Raw genomic sequence first — 21,629 nt, forward strand, 5'->3', positions numbered from 1 at the left:
TGGAACCCAAAATATGAACAAGGAACTGTTTATCGACGGCTTCGGCAACATCATGGTCACCGGCACCATGGTGCGCATTGACCTCGTCTCGCTGGTCGAGCCCGCCGCGGAAGGCAAGCAGGCGCGTTTCGAGCACCGCGAGCGGCTGGTGATGCCGCTGGACGGCTTCCTGCGCTCCTTCGGCATGGCCGAGAGCGTCGTGCAGAAGATGGTGGACGCCGGCGTCGTCGCCAAGCGCAAGCCGGGCGACGAGGGCACGACGGCCCAGGTCGTCGAGACTGCTCCGGTTTCGCCCAATTTCGGCTAGCCGATGCGCAACTGAAGGGCCTGCCCCCGGGCAGGCCTTTTTTGTTGCCCGTCACCGCCGAGCATCCCGATCGAAGATCGCCCGATGACCAGCACAGCCGATAACGGCACTCCCGGCGCGCACACGGCGGTGCAGTGCCTGACGGCCATCGCCCATCATCACGGTGTGACCCTGCCGCCGGAGCGCCTGGTGCACGAATACGCGCTCGGCACCGAGGAGCCCTCGCTCTCCGTCGTGGTGCGGATGGCCGAGAGCAACGGCTTCAAGGCAAAGGCGGAACAGATCGACTGGCCGCGCCTGATGGGCCTGCATGGCGTGTTTCCCCTGATGGCCCGATTGGACAACGGCAACTGGGTCATCATCGTCGGCGTGCGTCGCGACGCCGACCAGGAACGCGTGGCCATCGTCGATCCCCTTGCCGCAGGGGCCGAGGTCCTGCTGCTCGATGCGCACCAGTTCGGCGCGCGCTGGCAGGGACAGGTGGTGTTGCTGAAGCGCGTCTTCAAACTGACGGATACGGAACAGCCGTTCGGCCTGCTCTGGTTCGTGCCTGAGATCCTGCGCCAGGGAGGCGCCTTCCGCGACATCGCCGTGGCGGCGATCATGCTGATCGGCCTGGCACTGGCGACGCCGATCTTCTTCCAGCTCATCATCGACAAGGTGCTGGTGCACGAGAGCTATTCGACGCTCTACGTGCTGACGGCGGGGATCGTCGCCGCCATCGCCTTCGAGTCGGTGTTCGGTTTCCTGCGCCAGTACCTGCTGCTCGGCGCCACCAACAAGATCGACATCCGGCTGGCGCGGCGGACCTTCGCGCACCTGCTGTCGCTGCCCATCGACTTCTTCGAGTCGGTGTCGGCCGGCGTCGTCGTCCGCCACATGCAGCAGGTCGAGCGCATCCGCCAGTTCCTCACCGGCAAGCTGTTCCTGACGCTGCTCGACGCGTTGGCGCTGTTCTTCTTCGTGCCCCTGCTGTTCTTCTACAGTGCCAAGCTCGGCACCATCGTGCTGCTGTTCACCCTGGCGATCGCGGCGGTGGTGGCGGCGCTGATCAAGCCCTTCCAGGCGCGGCTGCGGGAGCTGTACGAGGCCGAAGGGCAGCGCCAGGCCCTGCTGGTCGAGTCGATCCACGGCATGCGCACGGTCAAGTCGCTGGCGCTGGAACCCAAGCGCCGCAAGGAATGGGACCGGCGGTCGGCCAGCGCCATCCACAACCACTTCCGCGTGGGCAAGATTTCGATCACCGCCCAGGCGCTGACCCAGTCGCTCGAGAAGCTGATGATGGTGGCCGTCATCGCCTTCGGCGCCCGGGATGTCTTCGACCATACGCTGACCGTGGGTGCCCTGATCGCGTTCCAGATGATTTCCGGGCGGGTGGTGGGCCCGCTGGTGCAGATCGTGTCGCTGGTTCATGAATATCAGGAAACCGCGCTCTCCGTGCGCATGCTGGGCGAGATCATGAATCGCCCCGCCGAGGCCCGCGGACGCGGTGCCGGGCTGGCGCCGAAGCTGGCCGGCCGCATCACTTTCGACCGCGTCACCTTCCGCTATCCCGGTGCGACCAACGCGACGCTGGACGACATTTCCCTCGACCTGCAGCCGGGCATGATCGTCGGCGTGGTCGGACGCAGCGGTTCGGGCAAGACCACGCTGACGCGCCTGATCCAGGGCATGTATCCCGTCAGCCAGGGCCTGATCCGGGTGGACGGCATCGACATCCGCGAGATCGATCTCTCGCACCTGCGCAGCAGCATCGGCGTGGTGCTGCAGGACAACTTCATCTTCCGCGGTTCGGTGCGCGAGAACATCAATGCCACCAAGCCCGACGCGACCTTCGAGCAGATCGTCGCCGCCGCCCAGGCCGCCGGTGCCGACGAGTTCATCGAGCGGCTGCCGCAGGGTTACGAGACGCTGCTGGAAGAGAACGGTTCCAACCTGTCGGGCGGGCAGAAGCAGCGCATCTCGATCGCCCGCGCGATCTTGCCGCAGCCGCGCGTGCTTATTCTCGACGAGGCGGCGAGTGCGCTCGACCCGGAAAGCGAAGCCATCTTCATCAACAACCTCTCCCGCATCGCCCGCGGCAAGACGGTGCTGATGGTTTCGCACCGCATGACGACGCTGGTCGGCGCTCATGCCATCATCGCCATGGACCAGGGTCGCATCGCCGACATCGGTACCCATCAGGAACTGGTCGCCCGCTGCGAGATCTATCAGCAGCTGTGGCGCCAGCAGACCATCCACGTCTGACGCGCCATGGACGAACAGCAAAAACCCGCTCCCGCGCCGAAGGCGGTTCCGTTCCAGGACTTTCTGCCCGACGCCGACGCCATCGAGCAGCGACCGTTGGCCGGGGTGGCACGGTGGACGCTCTACACGGTGGTGGCGATGGTCGTCGTCTTCCTGATCTGGGCGACGCTTTCCGATGTGGACGAAATCGTCGTCGGACGCGGGAAGCTCATCACGGTGCAGCCCAATCTGCAGGTGCAGCCGCTGGAGACCTCCATCGTGCAGTCGATCGACGTCAAGGTCGGACAGGTGGTGAAGAAGGGGCAGCGGCTGGCGGCACTCGACCCGACGTTTGCGAGTGCCGACGAATCGCAGCTGAAGGGCCGCCATTTGAGCCTGGACGCGCAAACGACCCGGCTCGAAGCCGAACTTGCCGGCAAGGCTGTTTCTCCGGGCACGCCAGGCACCGGGTCGGATGCGCGGCTGCAGGCCGACATCCGCAGCGAGAAGGACGCCAACTTCCGCGCACGGCTGAGGAAATTGGACGAAAGCCTGGCGAAGCTGAATGCGTCTCTCGTGACCAATCGGCGCGATCAGGACGTGCTCGATGCACGGGTCAAGTCCTTGCGGGAAATCGAGGCCATGCAGGAACGCCTGGTCGCGCAGAATTTCGGCGCCAAGCAGAAACTGCTCGAAGCACGGGAGAAACGACTCGAGGTCGAACGCGACCTTGACCTGGCGCGAAACCGCGAGGCCGAAATCAAGCGCGAGATCGCCGGCGAACATGCCGATCGCGATGCCTTCAGGAAGGATTGGCGACAGAAGTCCATGGAGGAACTCGCGAACGTCCGGCGCGAGCGCGACAGCATCGGCGAGCAGTTGCAGAAGGCCGAGAAGCGCCGCAATCTGGTCATCATGACGGCGCCAGTGGACGCCGTGGTGCTCGATGTGGCCAAGCGTTCCATCGGCTCCGTCGTGCGCGAGGCGGAACCCCTGGTCACCCTGGTCGCCTTGGATGCCCCGCTGGAGGCCGAGGTGCAGATCGATGCCACAGACGTCGGCTTCGTCAAGACCGGCGACGCGGTGCGCGTCAAGATCGACGCCTTTCCCTTCCAGAAGCACGGCACCCTGCCGGGGCGAGTCACCGTGGTCAGCGAGGATGCGTTCGCCCGCGATCCGGCGCAGATGCGCGCCACGGGGCAGACAGGCGATGCCTATTATCTCGGCCGTGTCGGCCTGGAATCGACCAAACTCGGAAAGACCGGCGCGAATTTCCGTTTGCTGCCGGGGCTCACGCTGTCGGCGGAAATCATCGTCGGCCGCCGCAGCGTCATTTCCTATTTCCTCTACCCGTTGATCCGAGCCCTCGATGAGTCGATCCGGGAACCTCGATAGAAGCACCCTGGCCGGACTTCCCCCGCGCTACGCCGCGGTGGTGACGCTGCTGCAGGAGGGCAAGGCGCGGGATGCGGCGGAACATTGCAAGGCGATCCTGCAGCGCGACCCCTGTGACGCCGAGGCCTATCATCTGCTTGGCCTCGCGGCGGCGTCGGCGTCATCGATGGAGGACGCTTGCGAGAATTTCCGCCAGGCGGCGGTGCTGGCGCCGCGCAATCCCACCTATTTCTTCAACCTCGGCAACGCCTACACGCGGCTGGGCCGCCATGCGGAGGGGGCCGCGGCATTCCGCAACGCCCTCGAGTCGGCCCCCGAGGAGGCTTCCTGCTGGTTCAACCTCGGCAACGCCGAGCATGCCCGGGGCGACAACGCGGCGGCCGACGCCGCGTTCCAGCGGGCCGTCGAGATCAAGCCGGATTATGTGCGCGCCTGGCTGAACCTCGGCAACGTGCGTCGCGAACTCGGCCGCTATGCGGAAGCCCAGGCGGCGCTGGAGCAGGCCATCCGGCTGGAACCGGAGTCGTCGGGTGCCGTCAACAACCTCGGCAACCTGCTGCGCGAGATCGGCCGGCCGGAAGAGGCGCGCAAGGTGCTGGAGGACCTGCTGCGCCGCAGCGCGCGGCATTTCCGCGCCTGGAACAACTACGGCAGCGCCCTGCGCGAATCCGGCCATCTCGAGGAGTCCATCAAGGCCTATCGTCAGGCGATCGCGCTGCAGCCCGACCACGCGCAGGCGCACCTCAACCTGTCGATGGCGCTGCTCGCCGCCGGGCAGTTCGACGAGGGCTGGAAGGAATACGAGTGGCGCTGGAAGGCCGCGCGCGAAACCAAGGGCTACCAGCGCGACTTCAAGGAGCCGCTGTGGCAGGGGCAGCCGCTGCACGGCGAGACGATTCTGCTGCACGCCGAGCAGGGGCTCGGCGACGCGCTGCAGTTCGTGCGCTATGCGCCGCTGGTCGCTGCCCGCGGGGGCCGCGTGATCGTCGAGTGTCAGGGCGAACTCAAGGGCATCTTCGGGCGCATGCCCGGCATTGCCGTGGTCGTGGCCCGTGGCGAGCCGCTGCCGCCGTTCGACCTGCAATGCCCGATGATGAGCCTGCCGCTCGCCTTCCGCACCGACGCGCAAAGCATCCCGGCGGAGATCCCCTACCTGGCGCCGGATCCCGCAAAGGTCGCGGCCTGGCGCGAATACTTCGGCCGCGAGACGCGACCCAAGGTGGGACTGGTGTGGGCCGGCAATCCACGTCGTCACGACCCGGTGTCGAACATGATCGACCGCCGCCGCAGTTTCAACCTGGAGCAGATGCGGCCCTTGCTGGAGCAGCCGGGTTTCGCCTTCTACAGCCTGCAGAAGGGCGAGGCGCAGACGGAACTCGCGCGCTGGCTCGGCCGCATCGAGGACATCGGCAGCCGCTTCGCCGATTTCGACGATACCGCGGCAGCGGTATCGCAGCTCGACCTGGTGATCACGGTCGACACCTCGGTCGCCCATATCGTCGGCGCGCTGGGGCGGCCGGTGTGGATGCTGTCGCGTTTCGACGCCTGCTGGCGCTGGGGACCGATGGGCGAAACCAGCGCCTGGTATCCGACGATGACGGTTTTCCGGCAGGAGCGTTACGGCGACTGGAGCGCGCCACTGGCCAAGGCGGCGCAACGCCTGGCTGGCGAATGGATGCCGGCAAAGCCGTCATCCCCGTGCTGAGCTACCGGCCTCGACGCCGGATCAGCGCACCTCGGCCGATCGACTCGCCTCGATCACGGCCGTTCCCTCGCGTCGTAGCGTGATCCGCCCCTCGTAGCGGCCGGGCCGCAAGTCTTCGGCGGCCCGCGGATGCCCGACACTGCCGAACCACACTGCCTGGTGACGGGGTGCCGTGGCGCTTCCTGCGGCAACTGTCCTGCCATCGGGATCGGTCAGGGTGAGTTCGAGGCGGTCGCCTGCACGCAGGCCGAAGAGTTCGACCCAGAAGGCGAGGGCCTCGGCGTGCCGGGGGAACGACACCGCGCCGTGGAGTCCACCCTCCGCGTTTTCACGCCGGGGCGCCTGCGTCGCAAAGCCGGCGATCAACAGGCCGGTCGGCCGATACTTCAGTTGCGCGCGGACGGCCTGGGCCCAGAGGCCCTGGGCTTCATCGCCGCAGTCCGACGACGCGGGGGCGAAGGGGTCGAGCGGCCGGCCTCGGTGGCGCACGGCGAAATCGACATGGGGGAATTCGGTGTTGCCGGAAAGGCCGATCCGCCCGAGCACCTGACCGGCCTTGACCCGCTGGCCGCGGCGGACGGCGATGCTGCCCCGCTCAAGATGACTGTACTGGGTTTCCCAGCCGTCGCCGTGGTCGATGCGTACGCCGTTACCGGCGTCCTTGCCCTTGAGGGCTTCACGCCCGCGGTCTTTGATGGAAATGTCCGGCTCGCCGTCGCGCAGGGCGACGACGACGCCGTCGGCGGCAGCCAGGACGGGAACGCCGGCTTCCATCGCCGAGGCGTCGATCAGGCGGAAATCGGTGCCGGTGTGGCCGTCGTAGGTCAGGGAGCCGCAAGCGTAGTCGCGGGCGCCGGGGCCGGGATCGTGATCGTAGAAGTTCTGGATGAAGCAATCCACGCCCGGCTGGCACCGGACGGGCAGCTCAAGTGACGGCGGGGCGGCTTGTGCGATGCCGGCCCAAAGGCCGATCAGCAGTCCGAGTGCCGGCAGCCTGCGCCGCGGTCCTGACGGACGGCATGGTGGCAGGACGAGACGTTCGCGCAAGCTGTTCGGGTTTCGGATGACTTGGGCCAGCGCAGATGAGCCGGGCCGGCTAGGAGGCCAATGCGGTGGCGGTCCCGGCGCCTGTGCCGGCGATCTTTCCGAGCGCTGCGGCCACGTCGCGGATCACGCTGGCCCAGTCCTCCAGTGCCGGTTGCCGGAAAATGGTCATCGAGGGGTACCACGGCGAGTCCGTGCGCTCCGCTTGCCAGCGCCATTCGCTGGCGTGGCGAGAGAGCAGCCAGACGGGCTTGCCGAGGGCCCCGGCCAGGTGAGCCACCGAGGTGTCCACCGTGATCACCAGGTCGAGGCAGGCTATGATCGCCGCCGTGTCGGCGAAGTCGGCCGCTTCGGCCATCGGATCATCCCAGGCGGGGAGGGTGGGACGGGTGGTCGCCGCGTCCTTGACGAGGCCGAACCAGCGGATGCCGTCGAGCCGTCCCCACGGCGCCAGAGATTCGGCCGCGAGGCTGCGCAGCCGGTTGTCCTTGAGGCTGGGGTTGCCGCTCCAGCAGACGCCGACGCGCAGCCCGCCGGGGCCGATGCGCGGCCGCCAACGCGCCAGCGCGTCGGCCGGCGGCGTCAGGTAGGGACATCCGCCGGGAATCGATTCCGGCCCGGTCCTGAAGGCGCGCGGCAGGGACATGACCGGCACATGCCAGTCGAAGACCTCCTTCAGCACGGCGTTGCTGCCCCCTGCCGGCACGATCCGCGCGAAGCTGCCGAAGCTGGCGAGGAACAGGCGATGGAGTTCGTCCTGGCAGACGCAGGTGACGGCGAATTTCGTCGCCAGCATGGACAGGTAACGCGCGAATTGCAGCGTGTCGCCAAAGCCCTGCTCGTGATAGACGAGGATGTTCTGGCCGGGGCGCGGTGGGGTGCCGTCCCACTGCGGATAGGCGAAGCGCGGCGGCTTGATCTGGCGCGACATGTGGCTGCCCCACCAGCGATGCTCGTAATCCTCCCAGCCGCCGGCGAAATCGCCGAGCATCAGGCGCGTCAGCCCGCGCCCGAAGCGCGCCTGGTGCGATGCCGGATCGTGGCGCACCGCGCACTCGAAGGCTTCGAGCGCCTCGGCATGCCGTCCGGTGGCGATCAGGACGTTCGCCAGGTTGTTCCAGGCTTCGGCGAAATCGGGCTTCGCCGCCAGCGCCCGGCGATGCAGCTCGATTGCCTCCCGAAAACGTCCGGCATCGAGCAGTGCATTGCCCAGGTTGCTCATGGCCTCCGCATATTCGGGCCTGAGGCGCAGGCTTTCCTCGTAGGCGGCGACGGCCTCATCGAGCTTGCCGACTTCCTTCAGCGCATTGCCGAGGTTGTTCCACGCCTCCGGAAAATTCGCCTGGCGATCGATCGCCGTTCGGTATTCGGCGATGGCGGCTTCGACCTTGCCGGCATCGAGCAGGACGTTGCCGAGATTGTTGTGGCCGACGGCGAAGCCATTGTTGCCCTCGATCGCGCGTCGCAGCAGCTGAATGGCCTCGTCGTGCTGGCCTTGCTCCTTCAACAGGGTGGCAAGGCTGTTCAACGCAGCGGGGTCGGCCGGCTTCAAGGCCACGGCGGCACGATAGTGCCCCAGGGCCTCGCCCTTGGCGCCCTGGATCCGCAACATGTCGGCAAGTGCGAGCTGGGCCGTGAAGAGATTCGGTGCAAGCGCGACCACCCGGCGAAATATTTCCAGTGCCCGTCGCTCCATGCCGGCGGCCCTGAGTGCCAGACCGAGTTCGGCCAGGACTTCCGTGTGATCGGGGTGCCGAGCCAGGAAGCCGTCGAGAAGGGCGACGGCCGCAGGGGTCGATCCCAGCTTGCGCAGCGCCTTGGCACAGTGAATATGGGCATCGGCGAATTCCGGCATGAGGTCGACGGCCGCTTTCAGGTAGGGCAGGGCGGAGTCGAACTCCTTTCGCTGGCAGTAAACGACGCCCAGGAGGTGAAGGGCATCGGGATGGTTCGGGACTTCACGCAGGATATCCGCATAGAGGCGGGCCGCCTCGTCGGAGCGGCCCTGCCGATGCAGCGTGGCGGCCTGGCGCAGCCGGTCGTTGAGTTCATCGGTGCGCTCGTTCGCGTTCGCGGTGGGCTGCATCATGTCCGGCATGTTTCGATCATCTCATTGTTCCTCGGTCAAGCCGGTGATCGCGAGGGGCGACTCCTGCGGAAGGCAGAGATAGTTGTGGGCAAAGACGTAGCGGCGATAGCCAGCGGCCTGAAGCCATTGCCGGAGCGCGGCCCGATCGCACTTGATGTATTCGATGAACAGGATGGGGCGGTATTTGCTGATCGCTGCGCGGGCGCCTGCGAGCACGTCGAGTTCCATGCCTTCGACGTCGATTTTCATGAGGTCGAGCTGGGCCAGGCCGAAGGAGTCCACGGTGACGCACTCGACCTGTTCCTGGCGATCGGGCGCGTGCCGACGCTCCTGTCCGATGGCCTCGCGCTGTTCGGCGCCGAATTCGACACTGCCGAAGCTGAGGGGCTTGCCGTAGTCGAATTGCGGGATGTCGATAAAGCCGGGCGCGGCGCTGGCCGCCAGATGCAGGCAGTGAACATTTTCGATGCTGTTGAGCGCGATGTTCCCGGCAAGCATGTTGAAGACGATGCGTTGCGCTTCCAGGGCGATGATCTTGCCGCCGGGGCCGACCTCGTCGGCAAGAACGACGGAATGAACGCCGATGTTCGCGCCGATATCCATTACCAGCAGGTTCGGCCGTAGCTTCCTGAGGTTTCTCAGCATGCTCCGCAGCAACTTCAATTCATCCGGGTCGTAAGTGCCGCGGGCGGAGAGCTGCCAGCCGACACCGAGATCGTTCTTGTTGACGATGAAGGTGCCGATGTCGGTGGCGATGATGACGTTGTATCTTCTCATGACCTGCATTTCAGGCCACGGCGTGGCCAATGTCAATGAAGTCCGCCCGTCGCGGTCGGCTGCGGCCGGCTGTCGTATTCGAGTGTGATGTCCCATCCGGACTCCGCGGCGCACTTGCGGATCAATTCACAGAAGCCCGAATGGACGGCTGCGTCCATGGGCAGATCGACGCCCATGCCCCGGGTATCCTGCAGTCGCAGCGCGGTGGTGCCGTCGGGCAGGCTCTTGAGCACCAGGTGGGTCGCCAGCAGGGGCGGCGCATCCTGGATGGCTTCCCTTTCCTGCTTGTATGGGGTCGAGAAGTCTGCCTGCTGCAGCGCTACCTGGCGCTGCAGGTCGCTGATCTCACGGCGCACGGCCGGCGCGGTCGCCCGCTTGTCCACGAGCTTTACCGCAATCTGCCCCAGCACAGGCCAGAGCAGCTTGACCAGGCGTCGAGTCAGCCAGACTTGCACCTCCTTGTCGGCATGGCCGATGCGCAGCAGGATGCGGTCGTCCTCGGGAAGGTATTTTGCAGCGAATTGGAGTGGTGTCATGGTCCGTATTTTGCCTCGCGGCGGCTACATGTTCGCGCCGGAGCCGCGTGATTCGAGTTCCTCCCAGCGCGTGAGCAGGGCGAGCAACTCGTCGTCGATGGCGGTGAGCCGCGCCGCCAGTTCCTGCGCCTGCTGCGGCAGGGTCTGGTACAGCGCCGGATCCTCGAGTCGAACCGTAAGCTGTTTCTGTTCGGCCTCGAGCGTGGCGATGCGTTCCGGCAGCCCCTCGAGTTCGCGCTCCTCCTTCCAGGAGCGTTTCTCGCGCTTGGGCTGCTCGGTGCGCCGTGGCGCCGGCGCCCCGAAGGAAGTCCCCTTGGGGGGCGCCGACTTTTTGGCCGGGTCGGCTGCGGTCGCATCGGCCCGACGCGCCGCCTGCCAGGCGGCCCAGTCGCTGTAGCCGCCGGCGTATTCGCGCCAGGTGCCGTCGCCTTCGGCGGCGATGGTCTGGGTGACGATGTTGTCGAGGAAGACGCGGTCGTGGCTGACGAGGAAGACCGTGCCATCGTAGTCCAGGATCAGGGATTCGAGCAGTTCGAGCGTCTCGATGTCGAGGTCGTTGGTCGGTTCGTCCAGCACCAGCACGTTGGCCGGGCGGGCGAACAGCCGCGCCAGCAGCAGCCGGTTGCGCTCGCCGCCCGACAGCGACTTGACCGGCGAACGCGCGCGCTCCGGAGCGAAGAGGAAATCCTCCAGGTAGCCGATGACGTGTTTTTTCGTGCCGGCGATCTCCACGTAGTCCGAGCCCGGCGAGATGACTTCGGCCAGCGTCGCCTCGGGATCGAGCTTGGCGCGGAACTGGTCGAAGTAGGCAACCTCCAGCCTGGTGCCGCGCCGTATGGTGCCGCTGTCGGGCTGCAGTTCCCCGAGTATCAGCCGCAGCAGCGTGGTCTTGCCCGCGCCGTTGGGGCCGATCACGCCGATCTTGTCGCCGCGCTGGATGCGGCAGCTGAAATCCCGAATGACCGCCTTGTCGCCGAAGCGCTTGCCGACGTTGAGCAGTTCGGCGACCAGTTTCCCGCTCTTGTCGCCGGCATCGAGCTCCAGCCGGACCTTGCCCAGCCGCTCGCGGCGAGCGGCGCGTTCGGCGCGCAACTGGTCCAGCCGCTGCACGCGGAACACGGCACGGGTGCGGCGCGCCTCGACGCCCTTGCGGATCCAGGCTTCCTCTTCCTTGAGCAGCTTGTCGAAGCGTGCGTTGGCGAGCGCTTCGTCGGCGAGCATCGCCTCCTTGCGCGTTTGGTAGGTGGCGAAGCTGCCGGGAAAACTGGACAGGCGGCCGCGATCGAGCTCGACGATGCGCGTGGCCAGGCGGTCGAGAAAGCGCCGGTCATGGGTGATGAGAATCAGCGTGACGCCGCTGTCGAGCAGGAACTGCTCCAGCCATTCGATGGCGGCGATGTCGAGATGGTTGGTGGGTTCGTCGAGCAGCAGCACCTCGGGGGCGAGCGCCAGCGCCTGCGCCAGGGCGAGGCGCTTTTTCTGGCCGCCCGACAGCGAGCCGACGCGGGCCTCGGGGTCGAGGTCGAAGCGTGAAATCACCTGCTCGGCCATCGCTTCGTGCGACCACGCGCCCAGACTTTCCAACTCGTGCTGCAGTTCTTCGAGCCGCGCCAGCAGTGCATCGTGTTCCTGCGGGGCGAGGGCAGGAGCGGCCAGCCGGTGAGAGATCTCGTGGTAATCGGCGAGCAGGCGCGAGGTTTCACCCATGCCGGCGACCACCGCCTCGAACACCGTCAACTCCCGATCGAACGGCGGCTCCTGCGGCACATAGCCGAGGTGCAGACCGGGTTCCGTCCAGATCTCGCCGTCGTCGAGATGGGCCTGGCCGGCCAGCGACGCGAGCAGGGAGGACTTGCCGCTGCCATTGCGGCCGATCAGGGCGACGCGTTCGCCGGGATCGAGCTGGAAGTCGGCGTGGTCGAGGAGGGCGACGTGGCCGAAGGCGAGGCAGGCGCCGGTGGCTTTCAAGTAGGGCATGGTCGGTACTGAAAAAAGTTCTTGCGGCGGCCTTAGGACAACGGCAATAATCCGATTGAATTCGTGGGGTATCCAAAATGGCAACGCGTGCCCCACCGACATTATCCTTCAACGATGGCATGACCCAGGCAACTAACGACTCACCGGAACGAATCGCGGCTCTCGAGGCCCAGCTGCGACAACGCGAACACGAGATCGCGCTGCTGCGCGAAACGGCGTTCGCCATAGGCAGCGAACTCGACCTCGACAAGGTCTTCGCGCTGATCGTCGATCGCGCCCGCGAGCTGATCGGCGCCGAGACGGTGCTGCTGCCGCTGATCAACGACGACTGCGACGAATACACCTACCGCGCCGGCGCCGGCGCCAATGTCGACGAGATCGTCGGCGAGTCGCTGCCGCTCGATTTCGGCGTCTGCGGCTGGGTCTGGAAGCACAAGCGCCCCTGGTGGCGCGGCGTGCTGAGCGAGCTGTCCGAGCAGGAAAAGAACCTGTGGGAGAAGGATGCGGGCACCCTGCTGCTGGTGCCGCTGGTCGGGCGCGATCATTTCCTCGGCGGCATCGCGGGCATCAACAAGACCGGCGGCGGCGATTTCAGCGAGAACGACCTGCATCTGCTCGAACTCTTCGCCGGCCATGCGGCGATCGCGATTGAGAACGCGATGGCGATGGAGCGGGCCGCTCAGGCGCGGAGTGACGCCGAGGCGGCGCAGGCCGAGTTGCAGCGCATGAACAAGCGGCTGTCCGCCGTCAACCAGGAACTTGAGTATCTCTCGCTCTACGACAACCTCACCGGCCTACCCAATCGATCGCTGTTCCGCGACCGCATCCGCAAGCAGATCGAACAGCACGCCGACGCTGCGCTGGCGCTGCTGATCGTCGACATCGACCGCTTCCAGGAGATCAACGATACCCTCGGCCATGAAGCCGGCGACGAGTTGTTGCGCGTCGTGTCCGGGCGCTTCGTCAAGGCGCTCGAGCCGGCGGACACCATCAGCCGCATGGCGGGCGACGAGTTTGCCGTGCTGCTGGCCGGCGCCGGCGCGGATGCGGCGATGATTGCGGCCAGGCGGCTGCTCGCGACGCTCGACCGGACGCTGCAGCTCGCCGGGCAGGAGGTCCTGGTGACGGCGGCGGCCGGCATCGCCCTCTATCCGCAGCATGGTCGCGACGTGTCGACGCTGTTCAAGAACGCCGATGCCGCCATGCTGGCGGCGAAGCGCGAAAAAAGCGGCGCACACTGCTTCGATGAGCGGCACGATGCCGGCGCGCCGGGCCGCATCGCGCTGATCCGCGACCTGCGCGCGGCGCTTGATCGCGAGGAGTTCACCCTCCACTACCAGCCCAAGGTCGAACTGGCGACCAGCACCATCACCGGCGTCGAGGCGCTGGCGCGCTGGCGCCGGCCGGACGGCTCCGTCGTGCCGCCCGAGATGTTCATCACCGCGCTGGAGCAGACGGGCCTGATCCAGCCCTTCACCTGGTGGGTCCTGGAGACGGCCATGCGCCAGCGCATCGCCTGGCTCAAGCTTCGTTTCGACCTGCGCATCGCCGTCAACGTCCCGGTCAGCGTGATCATGGATCCGCAGTTCATCACGGGGCTGACGCAGCTCGTCGAACGCTTCGGCAGCCGCGGCGGCATCACCATCGAGATCACCGAGAACGTCTTCTTCGGCGACTACGATCGCCTCAATGCGATCCTTTCAGAGTTGCGCCGCTTCGACATCGAGTGTTCCATCGACGACTTCGGCACCGGCCATTCCTCGCTGGCGCGCCTGCGCCAGCTGCCCGTGGCCGAGCTCAAGATCGACCGTTCCTTCGTCATGGATATGATGCGCAGCAAGGACGATGCGGTGATCGTCAAGTCCACCATCGATCTGGCGCAGAACCTCGGCCTCAGGGTCGTGGCCGAGGGCGTCGAGAACGTGCAGACGCTGCAGCAGCTCTACCGCCTGCGCTGCGATGTCGTGCAGGGTCACCACATTGCACGGGCGCTGCCGGTGGCCGAACTGGAACACTTCCTCGCTCACTCGAAATGGGCGGTGGCGCGGCTGGGCGATGCGGCCGCGCCGGACAAGACGGGCGACCGGACGATCTGACGGCTCATTTGGTGGCATGGCGCCGTCCGGTGCTGGCGGCGCGGTACAATCCGCAGTCATGCCACCTTCGCCCATTTTGCGCATTCTGCTCAGCAACGACGACGGCTATTTCGCGCCGGGCATCGAGGCGCTGGCCGCTGCCCTCGGCGATCTGGGCGAGATCACCGTGGTGGCGCCGGAGCGGGACCGCAGCGGCGCCTCGAATTCGCTGACCCTCGACCGGCCGCTCCACCTGCGTCGTTCCGCCAACGGGTATTTCTACGTCAATGGCACGCCGACCGACTGCGTGCATCTCGCCGTCACCGGCATGCTCGAGCAGCAGCCCGACATGGTGGTTTCGGGCATCAACCTCGGCGCCAACATGGGCGACGACACCATCTACTCCGGCACGGTGGCGGCGGCGATGGAAGGCTACCTGCTCGGCGTTCCGGCAGTCGCAGTTTCGCTGACGAGCAAGGAGGGCAAGCATTTCGCCACGGCGGCCCGCATCGCCCGGGCGACCGTCGAGCGCTTCCGGCGCTCGCCCTTCGATGGTCCGGTGCTGCTCAACATCAACGTGCCGGACCTGCCCTGGGAGGAGATCCGGGGCGTCAAGGTCACCCGGCTCGGCCGCCGGCACAAGGCCGAACCGGTGGTGAAGCAGGTTTCGCCGCGCCATGAGACCGTCTATTGGGTGGGTGCCGCCGGCGCCGCCGCCGATGCCGGCGAAGGCACCGATTTCCATGCGGTGGCCAACGGCTACGTTTCGGTGACGCCATTGCAGATCGACCTGACGCATGCCGCCCAGGTTGGCGCGGTCACCGAGTGGCTGGCGCGATGAACGGCAACGGCCTGCTGCAGGGCATCGGCATGACCTCGCAGCGCACGCGCGCGCGCATGGTCGAGCGCCTGCGCGTCGAGGGCATCCGAGACGAGCGCGTGCTGACCGCGATCGCGGCGGTGCCGCGCCACATCTTCGTCGAACCGGCGATGGCCCACCGCGCCTACGAGGACACCGCGCTGCCGCTGATCCTCGGCCAGACCATCTCGCAGCCCTATATCGTCGCGCGCATGATCGAATTGTTGCTCGCGGGACGCGAAAGCCTCGGTCGCACGCTGGAAATCGGCGCCGGCTGCGGCTACCAGGCGGCCGTGCTGGCGATGCTGACGCGCGACGTGTTCGCCGTCGAGCGCCTCGCCCCCCTGCTGGCCCGCGCGCGCGACCACCTGCGCCAGTTGAATCTCGGCCAGATCCGTCTCAAGCATGCCGACGGCATGGGCGGACTGCCCGAAGCGGCGCCCTTCGATACCATCATCGTCGCCGCCGCCGCCGCCGGAATTCCGCAGCGCCTGCGCGACCAGCTCGCGCCGGGCGGCCGCCTGATGATCCCCGTCGGCACCGATCCGCAGGTGCTGTGCCTGATCGAGCGCGGTCCGCAGGGTTTCGTCGAGTCGCGCTTCGATGCCGTGCGTTTCGTGCCCCTGTTGCCTGGAGTCGAATGATGTCGCGTCTTTTTCCCTTCCTGCTCGTGACCCTGCTGGCGGCATGCGCCACCCAGGCGCCGGCGCCTGTCAGCGACCGCTCCACCGGCGGCGCAGCGGCGCCCGCGGCGCCGGCCGCCGAGGCCAGGCCTGGCCACTACCTGGTGAAAAAGGGCGATACGCTGCACCGCATCGCACTCGACCACGGCCTCGACTACAAGGACGTCGTCGCCTGGAACAATCTGGATAATCCCAATCGTATCGAAGTCGGGCAGCAATTGCGCGTCGTTCCGCCCGAGGGCAGTGCGGTGGCCGTGGTCAAGCCGGTGACGACGAGTGCTCCGGTCGAGGTGAAACCCATTGCTCCAGCCACGCCGCCGGCTACCGTGGCGCCGGCGCCAGCTTCTGCCAGTACCGCCACGCTCAAGCGTGACCCCAAGGGCGGCAAGCTGCCCTATTCGGAGGAAAACCTGGCCAGCCTGCGTGCGGCCGAGGGCGGGCCGCTGCCAACGGCTGCCGTCGCACCTGCCCCCGACGCCAAGCCCGTCGACAAGCCCGCGACGGCGGCCAGCGAGGATGGCATCGACTGGGCCTGGCCGGCGTCGGGCAGCCTGCTCGTAGGCTTCGTCGAGGGCGGCGCCGCGCCCAACAAGGGCCTCGACATCGCTGGCAAGACCGGCGAGCCGGTGCTGGCGGCGGCGGCGGGCAAGATCGTCTATGTCGGCAGCGGCCTGCGCGGCTACGGCAACCTGGTCATCGTCCGCCACAGCGCGGCCTTCCTCTCGGCCTATGCGCACAACAGCAAGATCCTGGTGAAGGAGGGCGCCGCCGTCACCAAGGGCCAGAAGATCGCGGAGATCGGCTCCTCGGACACCGATCAGGCGAAGCTGCACTTCGAGATTCGCCGCCAGGGCAAGCCGGTCGATCCGGCCAAATACCTGCCGACACGCTGACATCCCTGGTTGCAAGATCCGCCCCCCATGCCATGAACCCGTCCAAGGCAATCGACGCCCCCACCCCCTTCCCCCGCCCCGGGGCGGGGGGCGAAGTTTGTTCGCTGCGCTCAGGGGATTACCCGGCGTCAAATTCCGTATTTCACGGTAGCTCAGCCGTGCGCGAACCCGAAGGCCAGCCCGACGAGGACATCGCCCGCGACGGCGACGCCGCCGGCGCGGAAGAAGGGATGCCGCGGCGCGAGGACGAATTCCTCGACGATGTCACTCAGATCTATCTCAACGAGATCGGCGCTACCCGGCTGCTGACCGCGCAGGAAGAGCTGAGTCTGGCGCGACGCGTTTGCGCCGGCGACTTTGCGGCGCGACAGCACATGATCGAGGCCAACCTGCGCCTCGTCGTCAGCGTGGCCAAGCACTACCAGCATCGCGGCATGCCGCTCGACGACCTGATCGAGGAGGGCAACCTCGGCCTGATCCACGCCTTGGAAAAGTTCGATCCCGAGCGCGGCTTCCGCTTTTCCACCTACGCCACCTGGTGGATCCGCCAGAACATCGAGCGCGCGATCATGAACCAGTCGCGCACCATCCGCCTGCCGGTGCATGTGGTGAAGGAACTCAACCTGATCCTGCGGGCCCTGCGCCAGATCGACGAGCGCGCCGGCGGCGAGCATCGCGCCGAAAGCCATGCCGCCATCGAAGGGGTGGCGCGGCTGCTCGACAAGCCGGTGGAAGAGATCCGCCAGATCCTGCAGTTGGGTGAGCGCGTGACCTCGCTCGATGCGCCGCTGGACATCGATCCCGATCTGTCGATCGGCGATTCCGTGGCCGACGAGGGCGAAACCGGTCCCGACGCCCGGGTCGAACACGAGGAGATCGTCCGCCACGTGCGCGAATGGGTGGCGCAGCTCTCGGCCAAGCAGCGCAGCGTGATCGAGCGCCGCTACGGCCTCGGCGCCGAGGAAACGCGGACACTGGAGGAACTCGCCCAGGACCTCGGCGTTACCCGCGAACGCGTGCGCCAGATCCAGCTCGAGGCGCTCGGGCAGTTGCGCCGCCGCCTGCTGCGCGACGGGCTCGACAAGGACGCGCTGCTGTAATTCGGCGTCCCGCCGGAGCGCCCCGCAGGAAGTACCCTTGGGGTGCCGACTTTTTCAGCGTGCGGTGCGCAGGGCCTCGGCGAGTTGATACACCGCCATGGCGTAGAAGCTGGACTTGTTGTAGCGCGTGATGACGAAGAAGTTCTGGTAGCCGAGCCAGTACTCGGTCGGTGCGTCCGGCGTGACGAGGTCGATCAGGGCGGCGGGCCGTGCCGCGGCGGCGTCGGTGCGCACGCCGAGCGGACGCATCTCCGCGGGAAGGCGCACCGGGCGGATTCCCTCGTCGATCAATGGCTGCGGGTTGCTGCCCGGTTCGAGTTCGACCGGTGCCGTCACCGGCTCGCCCGGCTGCCAGCCATGCGCCTGCAGGAAGTGGGCGACGCTGCCGATGGCATCACCGGGGCTGCGCGTCAGCTCGACCTGGCCGTCCCCGTCGAAATCCACCGCCCATTGCCGCACGCTGCTCGGCAGGAACTGCGGCAGGCCTAGTGCGCCGGCGTAGGAGCCGCGATAGCCGAGGGGGTCGCGCCCTGCGTCGCGCGCGAGCAGCAGCAGGGCCTCGAGCTCGCGCCGGAACAGCTCGGCGCGCGGCGGGTAGTCGAAGGCCAGGGTGGCGAGGGCGGCCAGGGTGCCGAAGCGGCCGGTGCTGCGGCCGTAGATCGTCTCGACGCCGATGATGGCGACGATGACTTCCTCCGGCACGCCGTAACGCGCGCTGGCACTGAGCAGATCGCCTGAATGCTCGTCCCAGAAGCGCAGGCCGGCGGCGATGCGCCTGGGTTCGACGAAGCGGCCGCGGTAGGCCTGCCAGGAACGGATGCCCGGATCGGCCGGCGGCCTGATGGCCTTGATCACGGCGGGCAGGGGTTGAATTCTTGCGAATGCGGCGAGCAGGGCATCGCGATCGAAGCCGTGGCGCTCCACCATCTCGTCGACGAAGGCGCGCACGTCCGCGCGCGCGGCGAACGTGCCGGCCGCCATCGCCGGCATGGCGAAACAGGCTGCCAGGCATATGGCGATCAGCAGGCGGCGGGCGGGGGAGATCACGGCTGGAAGCGGGCGATGCGGGTCTTCAATTCGTCGAGCAGTACCGGGTCCAGATTACCGTAGCGCACGCGGCCGTAGAGCGCCGAAATGGCGCGGATTTCCGCGGCGCTTTCGGGAAAGCGGACGGCGATGCGATCGGCGTAGGCCAGCGGAGCCTCCCACGGGGTGCGCGGGAGGCCGCGGCGGCCGAGCCGGCGGCCGAGCCTGAGCCAGGCGCGCTGCGCCGCATCGACGCGCCGACGCTGGCGCAGGGCCCAGGCGGTCAGTCCGAGCAGGACCAGGCCGGCCAGAACCGCGAGCGTGGCTGTCATCTGTCGCCAGTCGGGGGCCCGCATGCCGAGGCGATTGAGGAACTCGCGTTGCCGCTCCGGGTTGTAGCCGATCACCCACTGGTTCCAGGTATTGGCGACGGCGTCGAACCGCAGCCGCAGTTCGCGCAGCCAGGCGAGATCGGCGCGCGTCAGCAAGGGCAGCGGCGAGCCGGCCGGAACGGCGGCGGCGAGGTTCTGCGAGATGCGCGAGGGCACGCTCAGCGCCGTCGGGTCGATCCGCGTCCAGCCGCGGTCCTTGAGCCAGACTTCGGCCCAGGCATGGGCGTCGTACTGCCGCACCGTGAAATAGCCGTCGAAGGGATTGGTTTCGCCGCCCTGGTAGCCGGTGACGACGCGCGCCGGCAGGCCGGCGGCGCGCAGGGCGAAGACGAAGGCGCCGGAGAAGTGTTCGCAGAAGCCCTGCCTGGATTCGAAAAGGAATTCGTCCACGCCGTGCCGGCCGAGCAACGGCGGCGTCAGGCTATAGCTGAGGCCCTGCGTCAGGAAGAAACGGGTGGCTGCCTCGAGCACGGCTTCGTCGGTCTTGTCCTGGTCGCGCCAGCCTTGGCCCAGTGCGCGCGTTCGCGGGTTGAAGTCGCCTGGCAGGGCCAGCGCCCGTTGCAGCACCGCCGACGATTCCTCCCGGCCTGCGGCCATTGCGGTGTGTGAGGTGACGGAATAGCGCAGGCGGGTGGTGACCGGCGTCCTGGCCAGCAACTGGTAGTCGCCCGTCATCAGGCTGTCTGACGGCAGATTGCCCGGCAGTTCGAGGGCGAACAGCCAGCGCTTGGCGTGGGCCTCCAGCGTCACCTCGTACTCGATCAGCGGGCCCTGCGGTGCGTAGGCCAGCCGCGGCAGTGCCAGGCGCCCTTCGGGACGCCAGGTGCGACCGTCGAATTCGGTGAGGACCGGGCCGCGCCAGTAGAGCAGGTCGCGCGGTGGCGTCTCGGAGAACTTCGCCCGGAAGGCGATGGCATCGGATTGCGAAAGGTTACTGATGCTGCCGGGCGCCATCGAATCCGAAAGCCCGGTAAGCGCCGAGAAGGCGTCGCGCGGCAGGCCCCAGAGCGGCCCCTGCACGCGCGGGAACAGCACGAACAGCAGCAGCATGAAGGGCGCCGCCTGCAGCAGCATGAGGCCGGAGCGACGCAGCAGATCGGCGGGCCGGGCGCGGCCATCGGCCAGACTGCCGAGCGCCGCGGTGACGGCGACGATGGTCGCGACCGTCATGGCCGCGGTGGCGATACTCTGGGCGAAGAAGAACTGGGCGAGGACGAGGAAGTAGCAGAGGAAGATCACGGCCAGGCCGTCGCGCCGGGTACGCGTCTCCAGGGGTTTGAGGGCGAGGAACAGCACCAGCAGCGCGACGCCGGGGTTCTGCCCGAACAGCGTCCGGAACTGGGCGAGGACGCCGGCGCTGCCGGCGAAGGTCAGGAGGATCAGCCAGAAGCGCGCCGGCAGCCGGCGCTGGGTCCGGTTGAGCACGGCGCGTCCGCCCAGCAGCGTGAGCGCCAGCGCCGAGAGCCAGTACGGCACGTGCGGGGTGAGCGGCAGCAGCGCGGACAATGCGGCGGCGAGCAGCCACCAGGTTTGCGACGGCGTCACCGCCTGTGGCTTACTCTTTGCCATGGAGGGCGAGACGCCGCAGGCAGGCGTGCAGTTGAACCTCGCCGCCGGCCGGTGCGAGCTGCGCCCCGGGCAGACGCAGCCCCCAGGAGAGGCCGGCGGCGTGGGCGTCGAGCACCCAGCGGGTGAGCCAGGACAGGCGTTCCTCCGCGGGCATCGCGGCGGGAAGGGCGTCCCAGTCGAGCCAGACGGTCTCGGCCGCGGGATCGGCATATTGCTTGGTCATCAAGGGCGCGTCGGCGCCGAGCCGGGCGGCGGTCTTCCAGGCGACGTGGCGTGGCGGATCGGCGAGCTGATGGCCGCGCAGCGCGAGGAAGTCCTCGCTGCCCGCCGGCATGTTGGCCGCGCCGCCCGAGCGTCCGCCGGAAGCCGGCGGTGGCGGCACGGTGGCGTTCGCCGGCCTGGGGTACACGAGGCAGCGCGCGTCGGGCGCGGCATAGGCCCAGGCGCGGATCAGGCCCAGAGGCCAGATGGTGTCGAGCGTCACGCGGGGCAGGGCAAGCCAGCCGCGTTCCGTCGCCGCTACGCCGAGACGCACCGCGGCGCTGGAGCGGGCGGCGACATCGACCATTTCGGCGGTTGCGGGCATTCCGCCGGCGAGGTGCAGCCGGATCTGGCGCCGTTCGTCGCTGCGCATGTTGTGAAGCAAGAGGGTGAAACGGGCGCTGTCGCCGGCGAAGACCGGCTCGGTTCGTCCGGGGGCCAACGAGATGTAGGCGAGGTTGCGGAAGGTATGGAGTATCGCCGTGACGCCGAGGCCGGCGAGCAGGAAGGTGAGGGCGTAGCCGAGGCTGAGGTTGTAGTTCATGGCGCCGAGCAGCATCACCACCAGCGAGGCGGCGTAGCCGATGCCGGCTCGTGTTGGCAGCACGTAGACGCGGCGCTGGGTCAGGACGACCGGGGCGGGCTCCGGTGGGTGCACCCGCAGTGCCCAGCGGATGAATCTCTCCTGCACTGCCGCGGTGAGGCGCATGCCGGC

General features: G+C 67.7%; 17 protein-coding genes. 9 read left to right on the forward strand and 8 right to left on the reverse strand.

What is annotated here, in order from left to right; all coding sequences use genetic code 11:
* The first annotated feature begins 13 nt into the window (after positions 1-13).
* The 4 genes from EJE94_RS09720 to EJE94_RS09735 all read left to right on the forward strand — a co-directional run bounded on the left by EJE94_RS09720 (position 14) and on the right by EJE94_RS09735 (position 5,633).
* Positions 14-307, forward strand: a complete 294-nt coding sequence (locus EJE94_RS09720) for a hypothetical protein (protein ID WP_207855885.1) — start codon at positions 14-16, stop codon at positions 305-307.
* A gap of 84 nt (positions 308-391) precedes the next feature.
* Entirely contained in the window at positions 392-2,554 is a 2,163-nt protein-coding gene (locus tag EJE94_RS09725) for a peptidase domain-containing ABC transporter (protein ID WP_121241001.1), read from the forward strand.
* Positions 2,555-2,560: 6 nt separating this feature from the next.
* Positions 2,561-3,928 (forward strand): HlyD family type I secretion periplasmic adaptor subunit, encoded by a 1,368-nt coding sequence (locus EJE94_RS09730; RefSeq protein ID WP_121241003.1) that lies wholly within the window; start codon positions 2,561-2,563, stop codon positions 3,926-3,928.
* A complete protein-coding gene (locus tag EJE94_RS09735; RefSeq protein WP_121241005.1) occupies positions 3,903-5,633 on the forward strand; it encodes a tetratricopeptide repeat protein in 1,731 nt (576 codons plus the stop codon). Before EJE94_RS09730 ends, EJE94_RS09735 begins: the two co-directional genes overlap by 26 nt.
* Before the next feature lie 21 nt (positions 5,634-5,654).
* Here EJE94_RS09735 and EJE94_RS09740 read toward each other — a convergent pair whose 3' ends face one another.
* The 5 genes from EJE94_RS09740 to EJE94_RS09760 form a co-directional block, all read right to left on the reverse strand.
* Positions 5,655-6,533, reverse strand: a complete 879-nt coding sequence (locus EJE94_RS09740) for a M23 family metallopeptidase (RefSeq protein WP_121241007.1) — start codon at positions 6,531-6,533, stop codon at positions 5,655-5,657.
* Positions 6,534-6,729: 196 nt separating this feature from the next.
* On the reverse strand, positions 6,730-8,766 hold the full coding sequence (locus EJE94_RS09745) for a tetratricopeptide repeat protein (protein ID WP_165904799.1): 2,037 nt from the start codon (positions 8,764-8,766) through the stop codon (positions 6,730-6,732).
* Positions 8,767-8,787: 21 nt separating this feature from the next.
* Positions 8,788-9,543, reverse strand: a complete 756-nt coding sequence (locus tag EJE94_RS09750) for an FkbM family methyltransferase (protein ID WP_165904800.1) — start codon at positions 9,541-9,543, stop codon at positions 8,788-8,790.
* Positions 9,544-9,575: 32 nt separating this feature from the next.
* Positions 9,576-10,079 carry a hypothetical protein gene (locus tag EJE94_RS09755; RefSeq protein ID WP_121241013.1) on the reverse strand — a complete coding sequence of 168 codons (504 nt, stop codon included), beginning with the start codon at positions 10,077-10,079 and terminating at the stop codon, positions 9,576-9,578.
* A 24-nt stretch (positions 10,080-10,103) separates the two neighbouring features.
* On the reverse strand, positions 10,104-12,056 hold the full coding sequence (locus EJE94_RS09760; RefSeq protein ID WP_121241015.1) for an ATP-binding cassette domain-containing protein: 1,953 nt from the start codon (positions 12,054-12,056) through the stop codon (positions 10,104-10,106).
* 119 nt (positions 12,057-12,175) lie between these two features.
* On the opposite strand from EJE94_RS09760, the gene EJE94_RS09765 reads away from it, so the two are divergent.
* The 5 genes from EJE94_RS09765 (at position 12,176) to rpoS (ending at position 17,666) form a co-directional block, all read left to right on the forward strand.
* Entirely contained in the window at positions 12,176-14,152 is a 1,977-nt protein-coding gene (locus tag EJE94_RS09765; protein ID WP_165904801.1) for a bifunctional diguanylate cyclase/phosphodiesterase, read from the forward strand.
* Between the two features lie 76 nt (positions 14,153-14,228).
* On the forward strand, positions 14,229-14,972 hold the full coding sequence (surE, locus tag EJE94_RS09770; protein ID WP_121241019.1) for a 5'/3'-nucleotidase SurE: 744 nt from the start codon (positions 14,229-14,231) through the stop codon (positions 14,970-14,972).
* Entirely contained in the window at positions 14,969-15,634 is a 666-nt protein-coding gene (locus EJE94_RS09775) for a protein-L-isoaspartate(D-aspartate) O-methyltransferase (RefSeq protein WP_207855886.1), read from the forward strand. Before surE ends, EJE94_RS09775 begins: the two co-directional genes overlap by 4 nt.
* Entirely contained in the window at positions 15,634-16,566 is a 933-nt protein-coding gene (locus EJE94_RS09780) for a peptidoglycan DD-metalloendopeptidase family protein (protein ID WP_121242207.1), read from the forward strand. The genes EJE94_RS09775 and EJE94_RS09780 overlap by 1 nt, the downstream gene beginning before the upstream one ends.
* Positions 16,567-16,724: 158 nt before the next feature.
* Positions 16,725-17,666: an RNA polymerase sigma factor RpoS gene (gene rpoS / locus EJE94_RS09785; RefSeq protein WP_370685661.1), complete on the forward strand. Its 942-nt coding sequence runs from the start codon at positions 16,725-16,727 to the stop codon at positions 17,664-17,666.
* A 54-nt stretch (positions 17,667-17,720) separates the two neighbouring features.
* Here the strand turns inward: rpoS and mltB are convergent, their stop codons facing one another.
* Genes mltB through EJE94_RS09800 form a run of 3 tightly spaced genes read right to left on the reverse strand, consistent with a single transcriptional unit; the run spans position 17,721 to position 21,623 of the window.
* On the reverse strand, positions 17,721-18,713 hold the full coding sequence (mltB, locus tag EJE94_RS09790) for a lytic murein transglycosylase B (RefSeq protein ID WP_243642577.1): 993 nt from the start codon (positions 18,711-18,713) through the stop codon (positions 17,721-17,723).
* Positions 18,710-20,653 (reverse strand): transglutaminase TgpA family protein, encoded by a 1,944-nt coding sequence (locus EJE94_RS09795; protein ID WP_121241021.1) that lies wholly within the window; start codon positions 20,651-20,653, stop codon positions 18,710-18,712. The genes mltB and EJE94_RS09795 overlap by 4 nt, the downstream gene beginning before the upstream one ends.
* On the reverse strand, positions 20,640-21,623 hold the full coding sequence (locus EJE94_RS09800; protein ID WP_121241023.1) for a DUF58 domain-containing protein: 984 nt from the start codon (positions 21,621-21,623) through the stop codon (positions 20,640-20,642). The genes EJE94_RS09795 and EJE94_RS09800 overlap by 14 nt, the downstream gene beginning before the upstream one ends.
* Between the last annotated feature and the right edge of the window lie 6 nt (positions 21,624-21,629).

Origin of the sequence: Sulfurisoma sediminicola, from assembly GCF_003865015.1 — a bacterium.
In the GTDB taxonomy this organism is placed as follows: domain Bacteria; phylum Pseudomonadota; class Gammaproteobacteria; order Burkholderiales; family Rhodocyclaceae; genus Sulfurisoma; species Sulfurisoma sediminicola.

Excerpts from the sequence above, each read along its gene's own strand:
- EJE94_RS09725 (WP_121241001.1), top strand. The coding sequence starts at position 392 with ATGACCAGCACAGCCGATAACGGCACTCCCGGCGCGCACACGGCGGTG.
- EJE94_RS09720 (WP_207855885.1), top strand. The coding sequence starts at position 14 with ATGAACAAGGAACTGTTTATCGACGGCTTCGGCAACATCATGGTCACC.
- EJE94_RS09730 (WP_121241003.1), top strand. The coding sequence starts at position 2,561 with ATGGACGAACAGCAAAAACCCGCTCCCGCGCCGAAGGCGGTTCCGTTC.
- EJE94_RS09745 (WP_165904799.1), bottom strand. The coding sequence starts at position 8,766 with ATGATGCAGCCCACCGCGAACGCGAACGAGCGCACCGATGAACTCAAC.
- EJE94_RS09735 (WP_121241005.1), top strand. The coding sequence starts at position 3,903 with ATGAGTCGATCCGGGAACCTCGATAGAAGCACCCTGGCCGGACTTCCC.
- EJE94_RS09755 (WP_121241013.1), bottom strand. The coding sequence starts at position 10,079 with ATGACACCACTCCAATTCGCTGCAAAATACCTTCCCGAGGACGACCGC.
- EJE94_RS09750 (WP_165904800.1), bottom strand. The coding sequence starts at position 9,543 with ATGAGAAGATACAACGTCATCATCGCCACCGACATCGGCACCTTCATC.
- EJE94_RS09765 (WP_165904801.1), top strand. The coding sequence starts at position 12,176 with ATGACCCAGGCAACTAACGACTCACCGGAACGAATCGCGGCTCTCGAG.
- EJE94_RS09800 (WP_121241023.1), bottom strand. The coding sequence starts at position 21,623 with ATGCGCCTCACCGCGGCAGTGCAGGAGAGATTCATCCGCTGGGCACTG.
- EJE94_RS09760 (WP_121241015.1), bottom strand. The coding sequence starts at position 12,056 with ATGCCCTACTTGAAAGCCACCGGCGCCTGCCTCGCCTTCGGCCACGTC.
- EJE94_RS09795 (WP_121241021.1), bottom strand. The coding sequence starts at position 20,653 with ATGGCAAAGAGTAAGCCACAGGCGGTGACGCCGTCGCAAACCTGGTGG.
- EJE94_RS09775 (WP_207855886.1), top strand. The coding sequence starts at position 14,969 with ATGAACGGCAACGGCCTGCTGCAGGGCATCGGCATGACCTCGCAGCGC.
- EJE94_RS09780 (WP_121242207.1), top strand. The coding sequence starts at position 15,634 with ATGTCGCGTCTTTTTCCCTTCCTGCTCGTGACCCTGCTGGCGGCATGC.